The following is a 16503-nucleotide window of genomic DNA, read 5'->3' on the forward strand; positions in this document are numbered from 1 at the left end:
TTATCCCACACTGGGTTTGTGGCTTAGAAAATATACAATATCAAGCCACTTTAGCTGTGCCTAATTTTGCTAATTGTTACTATTCTAAGCTATTTCGGTGATAAAATAAATTATTGCGTTAAAAATAAAGCAACCTTAATAGGACATATTAGGAGGTTGAATATGACAATCAGACCAAAATAGTCGGATTATCAATGTTTAACGCTAACTTTGCTTTCATAGGGATTGTAAACGTCATGACCTTATAATTAATAAGGATTTTCAGCAATAGCGAATGATACTTGAAATTAAGGGAATGTTCACTAACTTTCACTATCTAACTGTTGTGTAAGTTTCTGTAAAACAAATATCACCACTCTATATAATAAAGTGGTGATGCTTTCAGAATAATTAATAATGCTTTATCAGACTATCAGAAACTTGTTTATCGAAATACGCAATGCAAGGTATATATGCGTTATTCCAATAAACTTAGCTAGAGTATTGCCAATACTAGCCTTCAAGCTCGCTCCAACGCTCAAGCTTACTCATCATTTCATCTTCGATTGTTAATAACCGCTCACTTGCGGCTGTCGCTGCATCAAAGTCGGTATTAAACCAAGAGCCATCAGCCAATTTTTCTTGTAGTTGAGTTTGTTCGGCTTCGAGTGCTGCGATTTCTTTTGGTAAGTTATCCAATTCACGCTGCTCATTATAGTTCAGCTTTTTGGCTGCTTTTTTAGGCTTGGTATCTGCGCCAGATTTGTTTGCTGCTTTTTTGCTGACCGCATTATTGGAAGGTGCTCTTGCGGCACGTGCTTCTTCTTCTCGGGTTTTTTGCACCAAATACTCTTGGTAGCCACCAACATATTCGCTGACCACTCCTTTGCCATCTTCATCTTCGCCAAATACCCAAGTAGAGGTAACGACGTTATCCATGAATGATCGGTCATGGCTGATCAGCAAAATCGTACCACCAAAGCTAGCGACTGACTCTTCTAATAGCTCAAGTGTCGCCATATCCAAGTCGTTGGTTGGCTCATCGAGTACCAAAATATTGGCAGGTTTCAATAACTGCTTGGCAAGTAACACACGGTTACGCTCACCACCTGATAAGGCTTTAACAGGCGTACGTGCACGCTCTGGGGCAAATAAGAAGTCTTGCAAATAGCTCATGATATGTGTCTTGCGACCGCCAACTTCGACAAAGTCAGAACCTTCTGAGACGTTTTGCGCCACGCTTGCTTCTAGATCTAACTGATCACGCAGCTGGTCGAAAAAGGCAATCTTTAGGTTAGTGCCTAATTCAACATGACCAGTCTTGGTGACTTCATCATCAGACATATCGAGTAATGCTTTGATGAGGGTGGTTTTACCAGCACCGTTAGGGCCGACAATACCGATTTTGTCGCCACGCATTATAGTGGTCGTAAAATTATCAACCAATACATTGCCATCGTATTCAAGATGTAAGTTTTTGACTTTACAGACAAGCTTGCCGCTTTTTTCGCCTTGACCCATCGTGATGTTTACATTACCCACTTGCTCACGGCGTTCGCTGCGCTCTTCACGCAATGCTTTTAGTTCACGGACGCGGCCCTCATTACGGGTACGGCGAGCTTTGATACCTTGGCGAATCCACACTTCTTCTTGCGCCAGTTTTTTATCAAAATTGGCGTTGTTCTTTTCTTCAGCCTGTAATTGTAGTTCTTTTAGCTCTTGGTAGCGGGCGTAGCCACCTTCGCCTTGGGTTACGTCGTAGCTGGTCAATTGACCACGATCAAGCTCGATGATACGAGTTGATAATTTATTCACGAATGCTCTGTCATGAGTCACGAACAACAACGTCAAACCTTGCCAGTCGAGCAAAAAGCGCTCTAGCCATTCGATACTTTCAACGTCCAAATGGTTGGTTGGCTCATCGAGTAAGAGCACATCAGGCTTGGTAACTAACGCACGAGCAAGTAGTACGCGGCGCTTACGACCACCAGAGAGTGATGACAAATCATCTTCTGGATCAAGTCCCATCGTTGTAATCAGACGCATGGCATCACGTTCTAAATCCCAACCATGTACCGCATCGATATCATGCTGTAGGGTCGCCATATGTTCACAGGCATCCATATCACCATTGGCGCACATATCCACTTGCTTGTTATAGTTAATCAGCAAGTCAGCCGTGCGGCGACTACCACCCATGACGATGTCTAAGATGCGACCACTGGTTTCAGGAACGTCTTGTTCTAGCATCGCCACACGCATGCTACTGTTGGTAATAATCTCGCCACTGTCAGGCTGTAATGAGCCATTAATCAGTTTGAACAAGGTAGATTTACCTTCGCCATTGCGGCCAATCAAACACACACGCTCGCCTGAATTGATAGAAAAATCAATACCATCAAGAACAGGCGCGACGCCAAACGCTAAGTGAATATCTTTTAAATGAATCAGTGCCATAGAGTATCTTAAGCTTATATAATAGTGAGGTAGGGGTTGTTGCAAAATTGCCAGCAGTATAACATGCCACCGCGCAACTGTAGTGCGGGTAAATAGTTTTATCAGTACTATTTATAGCTTTTATTCATAGTAGCTATTTTTTGATTAGCATGATGGATTTAACAATGTCACCTAGGTTTTGCCACCTATTTTACTTACTAAACCTTTCAGCCTTATATTTACGATACTTTAGAGAAAAATATGAATCGATCCAATAACAAAGATGCTGCTGCGAGCATACAAGATGACTTACAAACCCAAGTAATTGATCTGCAAATGAACGTAGCGCATCTTGAGATCACAGTAGAGAGACTTGATGAGGTGATTGCACGTCAAGACAAAGATATTCAGACATTACAACGTCAGCTACAGCTGATTTATAAGCAAATAGAAAATCAAGACCCAGAGAGTGGTATTGCCCCATTTGATGTGATGGCGGATAGACCACCACATTATTAAAAAATAACAGCAAATAAGATAATCAGTAGTGAATGATCGCAATATGTGTATTTTTAGATAAAGATACCTTGTGGTGACTTAATAGTCATAATATGGAAATAATGTATTTTGGCAGTTGTTTTAGTGTTTAAAAATCTTTACTATCTTCCACCTCGGATGCTGCTTACTTAAGAAAATTAAGTAAAACAGTAAAACAATGCGGATGTTTGGAGATGTAAAATGCGCCACACCTTTCACTTAAAAACTCTTGCAGTAGCTGTTGCTGCTCTATCTGTCGCTAGCGCCGCTAGTGCTGCTGGTCTTGATCGCTCAGGTCAAGATATCACCGCATTCCTACAAGATGGCACTTATGCTGAAGCTGTCTATACCTATATCGATGCGGACGTGACGGGTGAAGATACTTCAGGTAATAATATTGATGATATCGCAGAATCTTATGATTTTTTCCGTTATGGCGTAAAAACAGACATTAACGACACGTTTAGTGTTGGTGTCTTATATGATGAGCCTTTCGGCGCAGCCGCTGACTATACTGGTAACAATAATTTTGTAGGCGCACCAACTGATGCTGTTAACAATATTATTGCATCACGTCTAGGTGAGTTAGGCGTTACTAATGTAGAAGGATTGAGATCTCTAGTTGATGGCACTCAGGGCCAACTAACTGCTGCTGAAACTCGTTTAAATGCAGCTAGAGAGCAAGTAAGACAAGCCCAAGCAGCTGTCAACCAAAACCCAGCACTTGAGCCTGCATTGCGCCCACAGATTGATGCTGGTTTAGCAGGTATCGCAGCTGGTGAAACGCAATTAGCAGCAGGTCAGGCACAGTTAAATCAACTTGAGCAATTAGAAAGCTTTGCAGATGGTCGCCTTGCGAACAATGAAGGTACCAAGGTTGAAGTCCGTACTGAGAGCGTTACAGGTATTCTTGGTGCTAAATTCGGACAAAATAAAGAATTTCAAGTTTATGGCGGTCCTGTCGCGCAGCGTATCAAAGCTGATGTAAAGCTTCGTGGTAGCGCTTATAGTGCTGCTACAGGTTATACAGCTCACATTAGTCCTGATACAGACTACGGCTATATTGCTGGTGTATCTTATAGCAAACCAGAAATCGCTTTGAAGGCTGCTTTAACCTATCGCTCAGAGATTGATCACAGCTCGAATATCGATGAAACATATCCAGTAGTAGCAGCTCTAGGTGGCAAAGCGAATCAAGGTAATACATTAGATATCACGACACCTAAATCAGTTAACTTCGATTTCCAAACTGGTATTAACCCTACAACCCTAGCCACTGCAAAAGTACGCTGGGTACCATGGAGTGATTTTGCAATCGTTCCACCACTTTATAATGAAGTGAGCAAGCAAGCAACTAATGATGATAAAGGTTTATCTTTAGTCAGCTATGATGATGACCAATGGCAAGTAGAGTTAGGTCTGGCCAAGCGCCTAGCACCAGCACTTGCTGTCAGTGGTACTGTCGGTTGGGATAGTGGTGCTGGTAACCCAGTGACATCATTAGGCCCTATCGAAGGCTATTATAGCTTGGGTCTTGGTGCGAAATATAATGTGACCGAAAACTGGGCAGTGTCTGCTGGTGGTAAATATTTATGGTTCGGTGATGCTGAAGGCCAAATCCCAACTAAGACGATTGTTAGTGACTTCGAAAGTAACGATGGCTTTGTACTTGGTGTAAAGCTATCTTACCAAGCTCAGTAAATCACAAAACAATTATGTGACGCTATTTGTCATTAATATTAAAAAGCGATCCTTTAAGGGTCGCTTTTTTTTATGATGTATTTCTAAAAATTATATTTAGTAGAACATAAGTGAAAAAATATTTACTTTCTAACTATAAGCACCATTGTAAAACCACACTAAAGATAAAAAGTAAACCAAAGTGTTTTATTTATATCTTATATGTACTGTTCAGTCATAATTGAGAAATAAAGCACTTTAAATGTTGTTTTAGTGTCAAAAAGGCATTAGTATTCAACTTAGGACACGACTTTGATAACTTCAATGTTAAGCGCAGCAATATTATTCATTGATTATTAAAGTAATAATACAACAAGGACCGTTGGAGATATACAATGCGCACTACCTTTCACTTGAAAACCCTTGCAGTAGCAATTGCTACTCTCTCTGTTGCTAGCATGACTAATGCTGCTGGTCTTGATCGCTCAGGTCAGGATGTCACGGCCTTTTTCCAAGATGGCACATATGCAGAAGCCGTTTATACCTATATCGACGCTGATGTCAGTGGCTATGATAGTGCTAATGATGTTCCGACTAATAATACCTATGTACGTGGCGAAAAAACAGGTGATATTGCTGAGTCTTATGACTTTTTCCGCTATGGCGTAAAAGCTGATATTAACGATACCTTTAGTGTCGGTATTTTATACGATGAGCCTTTTGGTGCTTCTGCTGAATATACTGGCGATAGTAATTTTGTAGCACAAAATGATCGCGATGCTACGATTACTGCTATTTCTGGAGGGGCAATTGGTCCAAACTCACCACTTGGTGTCAATAGCTTTGCGCAAGCACAAGGCACAGTTAATGCTCTTCAGGGCATACTTGCAAACGGTGGTACATTAACACCGCAACAACAAGGTGCTCTAACAGCGCTAGCACCAGCAGTTGCAATTACACAAGCAGAGTTTGATACTGCTGGTGACAATACTAAAGTTGAATTGCGCAGTGAAAGCGTAACTGCTCTTCTAGGTATGAAGTTTGGTCAGAATAAAAACTTTCAAGTTTACGGCGGTCCAGTCGCTCAGCGTATTCAAGCTGATACAGCATTGCGTGGTACAGCATATGGACCTGCTACAGGTTATACCTCGCATATGGGTCCTGATACGGATTATGGTTATATCGCCGGTATTGCCTATAGTAAGCCTGAAATTGCGCTTAAGGCTGCACTAACATATCGCTCTGAGATTGACCATGATGCAAAAACATTCGAGTCGTATCCTGCCGCACCAATTCTGAGTGCTGGTGCTCTGCCAGCGAATCAAAGTGGTACTATTGAAGTTACTACCCCTAAATCTGTCAATTTTGATTTCCAAACAGGTATCAATCCGACAACTCTAGCAACGGCAAAAGTACGTTGGGTGCCTTGGAGTGATTTCGTACTGACGCCACCATTGTATAACGCAGTCAGTAAGAGCAGTGGTCGCTATGGTGACGATGGATTAAATTTGGTTGAGTATGATGATGACCAATGGCAAGTAGAGCTAGGTCTGGCTAAGCGTGTTGCGCCAGCACTTGCGATCAGTGGTACGGTTGGTTGGGATAGTGGTGCTGGTGATCCAACAACGTCACTAGGTCCTGTCGAGGGCTACTACAGTGTCGGTCTTGGTGCTAAGTACAACGTTACAGAAAATTGGGCTGTATCTGCTGGTGGTAAATACCTATGGTTCGGTGATGCTAAAGGTCAGCTGCCAACAGGCAAACTTGTGGGCGATTTCCAAGACAATGATGGCTATATCGCTGGTTTGAAACTTTCTTATCAAGCGAAATAGTATCCTTATACAACTGTTAGATAATAAAAAGCGACCTATGACAGGTCGCTTTTTTATTGGTTCCAATATTCTGAATAAAATAGAAACTCTTAGATATAAATAGATATTTAGAGTGTTTTATAGAGAGTAAACTAATAGCTATAACTTACTTACTACTTCTACGTTGTTGTACGTGTGATAGCCATCTCCAAGTTTATCAAATGGTAAACAATGTATCCATTGTCGCTACCTATATGATAGTTAGCTTCTATATAGGTAGGGGCATGTTTAGACAGATGCATTTAGCAATAGTACATAGATATTCTATTAAGAGTAAATACTCATAATAGAAAGTTAGAGCATCCTTCCTACTTACAATAGGAGCTAATTAGATCATAATTAATAGCTGTCAATAAAAAACCTCGCCCATATCGGAGAATATAGTAAAAACTGTGTAATTCTATGACTGACTGACTGAACACCCCATAAAAACTATGTTTTTGGGGTGTTTTTATTTTTACACACTATGTAATTTTGTGTGTAAAAATAAAAGCGGTTAATCAGGGCGCGAGGGCAGAACATCATGCCCCCAACGCTGAGGGCGCGAATCTCCACAGTGCTAGTTTAAGGTTGAGTGGGATTGGGTCAATCACTTCGATAGATGACTGTGGTCGAGGTATCGCGCAAGAAACCCCGCTGCAATAGCAAAGTTGGAGGGTACGCTAATAGGCTTCGCCTTCTCTGCTTCAGCGTGGCAGCGAGGATAGAAGGTTATTCATCCGCGTGGAGGCAGAATTGCCGATGGTGATGGCTGATCGAATGAGGTTAGAGTCACCCATGAGTACAAGCTCTTCGGATGGCCGTGTAACTGCCGTGTAGAGCAGTGATTGGTCGGTCATTCTACCCGCATAGTTCGGCAGCATCAGAATGCATTTGGGCCACTGTGATCCTTGGGACTTATGGATTGTGATGGCATATCCGAGGTCGATACTGTCGATAGTATCATCAGTAATATCGACCAATTTACCATCGATCTGCATGACTCCGTAGGCACCATCCTTTGGGCTATCGTACACCTCCGTTATCTCGCCTAAATCACCGTTGCGAATATCGGCATCATAATCATTGCGAGTCACCATAATTCGGTCGCCCAGCCTAAGCTTTGTACCGCTACTCGTGATCCACGGAATCCAATCCATGAATGGGTCTTTGTAGTGGAGTTCTTGTGGCTCAAATTCATCAAATTGAGCTTGGATGAGCTTGTTGATCTCGTTAACGCCAAGTGGCCCTTTGCGGGTCGGCGTTAGCACGATGCAGTCAGCAGGATTGCTCGTCTTTTTGAACTCATCCAATATCGCATCGTAGCTGGACTCAGGTGTGTACCTAGTGTCTCCCGACGCACTGTTCAATAGCTTGCGGTCTATGCGGCCACTTCGTATCGCGGTCGCTAGTTGATGAATACCACTCTGGTCACCTTGGCGCTTTACCTGTGTTAGCTCAAATACGGGTAAGGTACTGTCCATTGCCGCGTGAAATATCAGGCCACCACCGACAGGTGGAAGCTGTGAAACATCACCCACCATTATGATTCTGGTAGCGTACGGAAGCAGGCCAACAATCTTGTATGCTGATGTAAGGTCAACCATTGATGCCTCATCAATGACCAACAAGACATGATCTTCAACTTGAGGCTTTTTCTCTCTGAGATGATCTGAAATGAATTTAGCAATGGTTTGAGCCTCGCGACCTGTACTTTCAGCCATGCGTTGCGCGGCTCGACCCGATAAAGCAAGTTGGTATTGAGCAATCCCAGTGGAGAGCTGGTCATAGATCGAAAGCAAGGCGAGGAGGATTGTAGTCTTGCCTGTTCCTGCGCCTCCTGAAATGATCGCCACTGGCGATTTAACAGCCCCCATGACAGCCTCACGTTGTTCGGCAGTCATACGAAAAGGCAGCGAGCCTTCAAACGACTGAAGCGCCGCCTCAATGCGCTCATCTGTCAGATCGTTTTCCCATTCAGCGAGTAGCGACCCTGAACCTTTCGAGCGCTCATTGCACTTGGTTAAAAACCGCCCGACAGTGCGCTCTTGGATGGCAGCGCCAAGGCTCTGAAAACCTCCATCAACTGGTAGTAGAGAGCCATGCTTTAATGCTGCCTCAACGGTGTCCTGAGACTCAAAATTGTTCGTGCTACAGATCCTATCCGCTAGGGTCAGCAATTCCTGTTCAGGAATCACGGTTGAACCTGTCTCAAAACAGTATTTAACCGCAACCTGTTCAGCGACAGCTGCCAGAATACGACTCGTGGGGACATTAAGCTTTGTGCGTTTAATCAGTTTAAGAGTGTCTTTGAGTGACACGCCAAATGCAGTCAGAATGAGAGGGTCTTCTGATAAGGTTTTAACAGGGTTCTCGTAGACCCTAGCTAAACTTTGCGCGAGTGAAAGTGGCAGCTTTGATTCCTGCAACCACTCTAAAGCCGCATAGAAGCCCTCTGAGGGCCACTTTTTGATGATTAGCTGTACTGAGTCGGTTGATATGCCAGCAACGCTTGAAAGCGCCTCTACGTCCTTGCTACGTACTTTTTCATTCAGATCGGGAAACTGACGTACTAACCTGCTGGCTTTAACATCACCAACGCCTTCAATATTTGATGCGATCCAGCGCACCAACAGCTCACCTGAGGGACGAAGAAACTCAGCTTTTTTAACCTTCAGGTAGCGTTCGGTAATCTCATGGTCGCCTGCCTTAAACGTGCTCGTTTTGATTTGACCATCAACCTTCCAGACCGTGCCAATTTCGGCTGTATCAATAAAACGTTTAGGGAACGTTAGGCAGAGCGTGTGCAAGCGCCTGATAATCGATCCATCATCAGCGATCTCCCAAGCAGTCCGAACGCCCGATCTGCGAATCTTGGCGATCTGAACCCGCATCATCGAGGCTGATACCCCGTTTCTAGCAATACGTCTCTCATGGCTGCGTACCTCTCATTCTCTCGTTTGAGCTGAGCGTTTTCTGCCTTGAGCTTAGCGATCTGATCCATAAGCTTACTGATCTCTGCGTTGGTGTTAGCCACCTTTTTCTCGGAGCGTTCACGGGCTGCTTTATGCGCTTTCGTGTCAGCTTCTTTCTCACCAAACCATCGCTTGTCTGCCTCTTCAATCAAGGTGCGAATCTGACCATTTGACCCGAAGCTTGAGCGTGAAATATTCAGTTCAGCAAACAGGGCTGACCGATTCACAATCCCTCGACGCTCATACTCACCGTAATCGCCCGAAGCATCTCGATCGGCAATCCACTGCTTCACAGCGAGGAGGTTCTCTTGACCTTTATCTTTGCCGTTACTCATCCACTTCACCGAGCAATTTTCTAAGGCCCGTTAGGAAACCGCGTGGCAGTATTTCGTTGCCGTATTCATCCTTTACTTGCCCTAGATCGTTAGCATTAAAGTCGAATTTTTCTAGCCATTCATCAGAGCAGACAGTTCGCAGAGCTTTAATCTCATTGTCAGAGCAGACCCCTTTTAAGGAAGGCAGTAGCTCTACACGTGCTTCGCTATTCGATTCTGTGAAGGTCGTAGGGCGCTTATCAATAATGATCTGGGTTTGGTTCTTCAGCATGTTCGCCTCGCTTTTGTAGCGATCACGCTCACGGATAATCTGACCGAACAAAGCGCGTACCGCTGTATCATCAATGCGCTCCAATAGCTGATAATCTTGCCCAGATTTCTTAGCGGGAATAGAAGGTGGCTTCTTGGTTGTTGTTTGGGCTTTAGCTGCCCAAGCTTCAATCAAGTCACGGTAATGCCTATTCGCGGTAGCACGTATCGATTGGTATCCGACTCCCCCTTTCTCTTCAGAGATGCGGCCTATTGTGGTGATTGAGAAGTCACGTCTTCCTGAATCAAAATAGTCCTTTAAGACCGTGTTCAGCCCCTCAAGTGACCGCTGAGTTTTCGGCGTTCGTCCATCCTTTAACGTGTCTAAAACGCTCTCAATATCAATCGTCATCAGTCACCTCTGCAAGCGAAATTCGTTTTGATACACCTGCCGCGAGGGTTAGCGGTGTGATCTTTTGCAGCTCATCAAACCCGGCCTCGATAAGGCGAGCATCCATTAAATATTCTTGGGCTTCGATGTAGTTTGCAGCTATTCGGTAGCCCTCTAACTTGTCATCTGGATTAGCGATCTGCGCCATCTTTCGCATCAGCGCGTTACCCGCGATAAGCTGTGCGTTTTCGTCCATCTCTAGGAAAACAGGTTTATAACCTTGGCGAGCCATCATGCGGCTTAACGCATTGGTGCGCTTGGCAATCGCTGGAGTCTTTCTTAAGTCATCGTGTATGTCAGGATGGAACTCTGCATCCTCGCAGAGTAATGACAGGTGAAGCAGCTCGGATTCCGTTTCGATGAACTTCATGCTGACGTTTAGATCATCGGCACTCCCAACGGCAATGATCTTCTGACAATCATCGTCATCTTCACGTTGTTTCTCGATCTCTATGATGCGATTGATGAGGTTGAATGTAGCGATATAATCCTTGGCAAACTCATCGGCTAAGACGCGTTGTTTCTCATAACGGCGCTCTAACGCTTGCAACTCGCTATGCTCTAGAAATGGCTGGTCTGCCTCTTCTGTGAGATACAACTCATCCTTTAGCGCTTCTAATTGACACTCTATCTCAACGGCCAATTCTGCGGCTTGGTGCGCCTTGTAACTTAACTGATTAAAGCGTGAATTGAGTGCAGGTAAGTAACTCGCATCCGTAATATGCCAGCGACAGCGGATACAGTTTTCAGGGCCGTTTGGAACCGCGCCATAAACTCTCTGTTCCCCGTTGTTGGAACCCTTAATCATTGGCCCACCATTCCAGCACCCACCCACTGTAGATACCTCGTCGGAGCGAACAGAATTGCCGCCCACAAGGCACAAGCCTGTTGCTCTCTCTTCCCAGCCGATGGGGTTGCGATTCGCCAATGCTGCTTCAACCGAATTGTGCTGATCGGAATGGAAAGCCGTTCGGAGCTTGATTTGATTCATCTCGGCATCAGCTAGAAAATTGCGCAACCCATCGGGTTCTTTCTCCACCAAGGACGTGTCGGCCTCTTTCATCTTCTGAGCCATTACAGAGGGTGTTATCTTGTTGTAGTAGATAGTCATCAACAAGCGCGTATGGCCTGCGAGCAATTTAGAGATGACAGGTAGTGGCAGATTGGTATCCATGGTGTAGCAGGTAATCAAGGACACACGCAGGCTGTGTAATGGGTATTCTGTCGCAGCTTTAGTGGCTTCATGTCTCTTATAATCATCGCCATAGTCTTGAACAAAGCGAAGACGGTCACCGTTTGATAGCGTTTGACCGCTAGCAAAAACATATTCTTCTAGCTGAGAGAGGAGTCGATACCATGGATTTGATATATCCCTTTTACTTATGCAGTAGCGCGAATTACGTGCCCTGAACAGAAAGGCGAACTCACCTATATCCTGAAGCTGCTTTTGGGATTTTGTAGCACCTGTGTGGACAGTTTTCAGCTCTGTTCCCTCCGTCAGGCAGTCAATAGGGTTGTACTTCTCTTGCCAATTGCGCAGTTTCTCTAACCAGTAGAGCAGCTCTTCATGCTCCCAAGGAATGGTATAGCCGCGTTGTACCTCATCTTTGTTTTGATCGGCGGTTTTGTTGGTTGAGATATATAAACCTGTTGAATAGGACTCACTCATCGAGTCGAAAATGCGCTTAAACACACCCTTTTGATAGGGGCGCTTGGTCGAACCATATTTGAACGCGTGTTTGGTGTTTTCAATCCACTGACCCTGCTCATATCGCCACGTATCCCCCTCGCCAGAGTCCAAGAATCGTACTTGGAATGAACGCAACGGCAAGTGAAGTTTGGTGAACAGAAACATCACCATCACAGGCGACCAGATCTCGTGAATGGTCACTTGTTTTTTGTTTCGACTCACCTCGCGGGTACGCGAAATACAGTCTGGATCGGCTGTATCAATGACGGCTGGATCGACTTCCATCCATGCCAAATCACCACTCTGAAGGTGGTCAATTGCCCAGTGCCAGTCAGAGAAGTTCTGGCCTTTCCACGGCTTTTTGTCGTATGAAATATTGGCTGGATAAGGGCAAAGTATCTGCCGTAGTTGTTGGATGTAGCGGTAAGGCAAGGGACTATGAACCGTTTCGGTGTTTGACGTTACAGTCTTAATCTTTTCAAAGGGATTGCTGAACAGAGCGACCTTTTTGCCATTATCATCCTCCTCCCAAAGGTGGTGAGTGAGAATGAAGTCGCACAGATTAACTACATAGGCAGTGTACTTAGAGTTGTTCGCGCTGCTGCCTTTTTCAATGAGGTAGGCATTAAACTCCTCACTTGAAACGATGTGGCCACTAGAGTGACCTTCAAACAGGAGTACGACGTCTTTGGCATACGTCACTTTCTCACTAAGATAGACTATGAAATGCCTAATTCCCTCTAATTTTTTACCAATACCAGAGTTTTCAGCAGCGAGCCATTCAGCCGCATACTGCTGCCACTGAAGCCAGTCATCTCCTAGCTCTCTGATGATCCAGCTCAGCGTCATGTCGTTTGTGTAGCCTTTACCGTTGAACTTCTTAGTCATGACCAGTGCTTACTTAATTTCGGGTTCTTACCTGTGAAATAACCATCAGGATCGATATCCTCGAACCCGTGTTCTGCGAGGGTCTTCCAGTCAAACGCGGCGCTTGATGTCGAAGCATCGGAGCCGATTTGTAATTGCTGTGATGCCTTAGAGAGCGCTTGCGATACCTGAGTGCTTGAGGGCAGTGTATAAACAACCTGTGATTCAAGACTTTTATGGTGCATGCATTTCTTCATAAAGAGCGGATCGATACCTGCTGTCTGAAGTCTGCGTCCGTAATTGTGACGATGCCCATGGGGAGCTAGCCCCTCGGCTTTGTTTGGCTCAAGATCTATCCGTTTAAGTGCGGCAGCATAGCTTCTATTAAAAGCGTTGAAAGTGTAGGGGTTGCCCAAGTAACGCGAATCGAAACTGATAAATGCATAGTCATGGTGACAGGGAATAGCGGCCCTGTAGACAAGGTACTGCTGCCACAAGGCCATGAATACCTTGGCGTAATCTTGTGGAAAAAAATACGCCTCTAGATAGCCATCTTTATGATCAACCACCCTCGACTTCCAACCTAAATGCTGAGTGCCTTGCAGATTTTCGCGAGGTGCGCGTGCGTAACGCTCTTTTAGGTAGGCTTTGCGAGTTGCAGACCCCTTACGAGGCTTCCATTCATTAGGGGCTTTACCCTCAGTCTCATTATAAATTCGGACGATAGCTTTATCGGGATCATTAGGGTCTTCAAATACGTCTGTCACCCAAAGCAACAATGCCTCGCTGCGCCTGAAACCTGCTCCATGCATAAGCAACGCTATCAATTTATCTCGCAGTGCTACACGAATATCTTTCGCTCCACCGAACCCTTGCAGGAATAACGCTTCCCACTTTGCTGCTGGAAATGCAATGGCATCATCCTCAGTTTTGGCGAGAGGTGTGCGACCCTTGATGCTTCGAGCGCGTTTAACCGTTGTGTTGATCGATTTGTCTTTGATGTGGCCTAGAAAGTCGTCTTGATTCCGTCTAAACCAAGCGGCGTACTGGATTCTCTCCTCATGGCGAGAGGCAGTACGAAGCGAATTAACCTGCTGCCCTTGGCCTTTATCAGCCATCCAGTTTGTGAAATTTGTTAAGTGGCCGATATGCCGAGACACGGTACCTATGGAAGCAGGAATCCAATACAAGCCTGAGGGATCAAGCCCGTTTTCATTCACAGTCCCGCTATACAGCCGCCTAACGAACACAGAAAACGTTTCCTCTGGATCAGCGAACATCGACTTATTCGCCTCCAAGAATTCGATCAGCAGGATAATCGATTGGATGTGTTTATCGATTGTAGAAATTGATGTGCCGCTCAGGTGTAAACTCAGTACGTAGTCAGTCACTGATTCGAGAACGCCTTCATCAGTCAGGATGACAGGAATCTCGGTTGCTACACCGCTATTGTCCTGCACAATCTTTGCAATAACTTTCGTTGCTATCATTTCCATTCCTACATAAATTACATAAATTACATAAATTACATAAATTATAGTATTTACCTTTATAAAAATCAAGCAAAAAATAACCCCCGTAAAGGAGGTTATTATCAGAATTACACACTTTTAGGTACTATACGAACATTAGTGGCGAGGTTTTTTTATAGTGATAAGGTAAAGTTACTGTCTAAACTTATTTGTTTAGATTCAATTCCATCTCTCTATACTTAGCAGATACTGATTCTCTTGGGCCACCAGTCATGATACTTACTGCAAAGATAGCGATAGTACTTAAGATAAAGCCTGGAACGATAGCAAACAACCAGCTGTTAAGTGCCATACCATTCATCTGGAATGGACCATAAATCCATAAGATCACGGTCAATGCACCAACAACCATACCAGCTACAGCACCATTACGGTTCATGCCGCGCCATGTGAGACTGAAAATGACCAACGGACCAAATGCTGCACCGAATCCTGCCCAAGCGTTAGAAACCAAGTCTAGAACTGAGCTGTCTGGATTAGCAGCTAGCATAATAGCAGCGAGAGCAACAGCCACAACCGAAATACGACCAACCAATACTTGACGAGCTTCTGGTGCATCTCTGTCAAAGAATAGTTTGTAAACGTCTTTGGTTAGTGAGCTTGATACTACCAATAGCTGCGATGAGATGGTACTCATGATGGCTGCTAAAATCGCCGCTAATAGGAAACCTGAAACCAACGGGTGGAATAAGAACTGAGTGAATACTAAGAAGATAGTCTCAGGATCGTCTAACGTCATAGCCGTCTTTTGTACATAAGCACGACCAGCAAAACCAGTCATTAGCGCACCAATAAGACTGACAATCATCCAACTCATACCGATATTACGTGCAGTAGGCACATCTTTGACTGAGCGGATTGCCATAAAACGTACAATAATATGTGGCTGACCAAAATATCCTAAACCCCATGCCATAAGCGAAATGATACCGATGACACTCATACCACTAGTAATATTTAATAGGCTTGGATCAATGTTTCTAACAGCTTCAGTCGTGGCTGAAACACCGCCAAGATCCGTAAAGGCAACGACAGGTACAATGACCATCGCAAACAGCATGATGATACCCTGAACAAAGTCAGTCATCGATACTGCTAAGAAACCACCGAATAGTGTGTAACCGACAACGACGCCAGCAGTCACCCAAAGCCCCGTGGTGTAAGATAGATTAAGTGAGCTTTCAAAAAGCTTACCACCGCCTACGAGACTTGCTGCTGTGTAGACAGTAAAGAATAAAATGATAACCAAAGCAGAGATTACACGCAGCATATGCGATTTATCTTCAAAGCGGTTGGCAAAATAGTCAGGTAAAGTAATAGCGTTATCAGCGACTTCAGTATAAACACGAAGACGCGGTGCTACGATGATATAGTTTAAGAAGGCACCAAGGGTCAAACCAAGTGCGATCCAAATACTCACCACACCATCTGCATACATATAGCCTGGTAGTCCGAGTAGCAACCAACCTGACATGTCCGATGCGCCTGCTGAAAGTGCAGTAACTGCTGGACCTAGATTACGTCCTCCTAAAAGATAACCCTCGGTATCATTGGCTTGCTTAAAATAAGCGTAAACACCAATCCCAATCATCACTAAAAAATAGGCGCCAAGTGATATAAGCACGCCACTAGAAACTCCGTTCATATAAGTTATCCTTAACCAACATCGTTGGCTTTAATTATTTTTTAACTATAAAAGTTCTGTTCTACAAGACGATGCCTCAAACAAGATGTCTCAAAAAATATTTAAAGACAAAAAAAGCCATTAATTAAGACATAATGGCTTTTTTCAGTATCTTCTGTAGTTTTATATGATTGATGTCGTTATATGGCTAGCACTCATATAGAGATAGAGAACAATGGGAACCTCGCATTCCACTTATATACTGTTATTGCTCGCATCTGCTATTTATATATGAGTA

Annotated in this window: 10 protein-coding genes; 3 read left to right on the forward strand and 7 right to left on the reverse strand. The window is 44.3% G+C overall.

Annotated features, from left to right (window positions below; translation table 11 throughout):
- Window positions 1-492: 492 nt before the first annotated feature.
- Complete coding sequence (locus ACHUET_RS06535; RefSeq protein ID WP_394211592.1) at window positions 493-2436, reverse strand: ATP-binding cassette domain-containing protein; 1944 nt, start codon at window positions 2434-2436, stop codon at window positions 493-495.
- A 240-nt stretch (window positions 2437-2676) separates the two neighbouring features.
- On the opposite strand from ACHUET_RS06535, the gene ACHUET_RS06540 reads away from it, so the two are divergent.
- The 3 genes from ACHUET_RS06540 (at window position 2677) to ACHUET_RS06550 (ending at window position 6464) form a co-directional block, all read left to right on the forward strand.
- A complete protein-coding gene (locus ACHUET_RS06540) occupies window positions 2677-2934 on the forward strand; it encodes a SlyX family protein (RefSeq protein WP_394211594.1) in 258 nt (85 codons plus the stop codon).
- Between the two features lie 219 nt (window positions 2935-3153).
- Window positions 3154-4653 carry an OmpP1/FadL family transporter gene (locus tag ACHUET_RS06545; RefSeq protein ID WP_394211596.1) on the forward strand — a complete coding sequence of 500 codons (1500 nt, stop codon included), beginning with the start codon at window positions 3154-3156 and terminating at the stop codon, window positions 4651-4653.
- Between the two features lie 374 nt (window positions 4654-5027).
- Complete coding sequence (locus tag ACHUET_RS06550) at window positions 5028-6464, forward strand: OmpP1/FadL family transporter (RefSeq protein ID WP_394211597.1); 1437 nt, start codon at window positions 5028-5030, stop codon at window positions 6462-6464.
- Window positions 6465-7189: 725 nt separating this feature from the next.
- Here the strand turns inward: ACHUET_RS06550 and ACHUET_RS06555 are convergent.
- The 6 genes from ACHUET_RS06555 to putP form a co-directional block, all read right to left on the reverse strand.
- Entirely contained in the window at window positions 7190-9379 is a 2190-nt protein-coding gene (locus tag ACHUET_RS06555; RefSeq protein WP_192992288.1) for an ATP-dependent DNA helicase, read from the reverse strand.
- Window positions 9376-9792: a DUF6262 family protein gene (locus tag ACHUET_RS06560; protein WP_192992287.1), complete on the reverse strand. Its 417-nt coding sequence runs from the start codon at window positions 9790-9792 to the stop codon at window positions 9376-9378. The genes ACHUET_RS06555 and ACHUET_RS06560 overlap by 4 nt, the downstream gene beginning before the upstream one ends.
- Window positions 9785-10453: a gamma-mobile-trio protein GmtX gene (gene gmtX / locus ACHUET_RS06565; RefSeq protein ID WP_394211600.1), complete on the reverse strand. Its 669-nt coding sequence runs from the start codon at window positions 10451-10453 to the stop codon at window positions 9785-9787. Before gmtX ends, ACHUET_RS06560 begins: the two co-directional genes overlap by 8 nt.
- Window positions 10443-13070 (reverse strand): gamma-mobile-trio integrase GmtZ, encoded by a 2628-nt coding sequence (gmtZ, locus tag ACHUET_RS06570; protein ID WP_394211602.1) that lies wholly within the window; start codon window positions 13068-13070, stop codon window positions 10443-10445. The genes gmtX and gmtZ overlap by 11 nt, the downstream gene beginning before the upstream one ends.
- Window positions 13067-14539: a gamma-mobile-trio recombinase GmtY gene (gmtY, locus tag ACHUET_RS06575; RefSeq protein WP_192992284.1), complete on the reverse strand. Its 1473-nt coding sequence runs from the start codon at window positions 14537-14539 to the stop codon at window positions 13067-13069. Before gmtY ends, gmtZ begins: the two co-directional genes overlap by 4 nt.
- A gap of 187 nt (window positions 14540-14726) precedes the next feature.
- Complete coding sequence (gene putP / locus ACHUET_RS06580; protein ID WP_394211603.1) at window positions 14727-16226, reverse strand: sodium/proline symporter PutP; 1500 nt, start codon at window positions 16224-16226, stop codon at window positions 14727-14729.
- Window positions 16227-16503 lie beyond the last annotated feature (277 nt).

Origin of the sequence: Psychrobacter piscatorii, from assembly GCF_043641605.1 — a bacterium.
In the GTDB taxonomy this organism is placed as follows: domain Bacteria; phylum Pseudomonadota; class Gammaproteobacteria; order Pseudomonadales; family Moraxellaceae; genus Psychrobacter; species Psychrobacter piscatorii_C.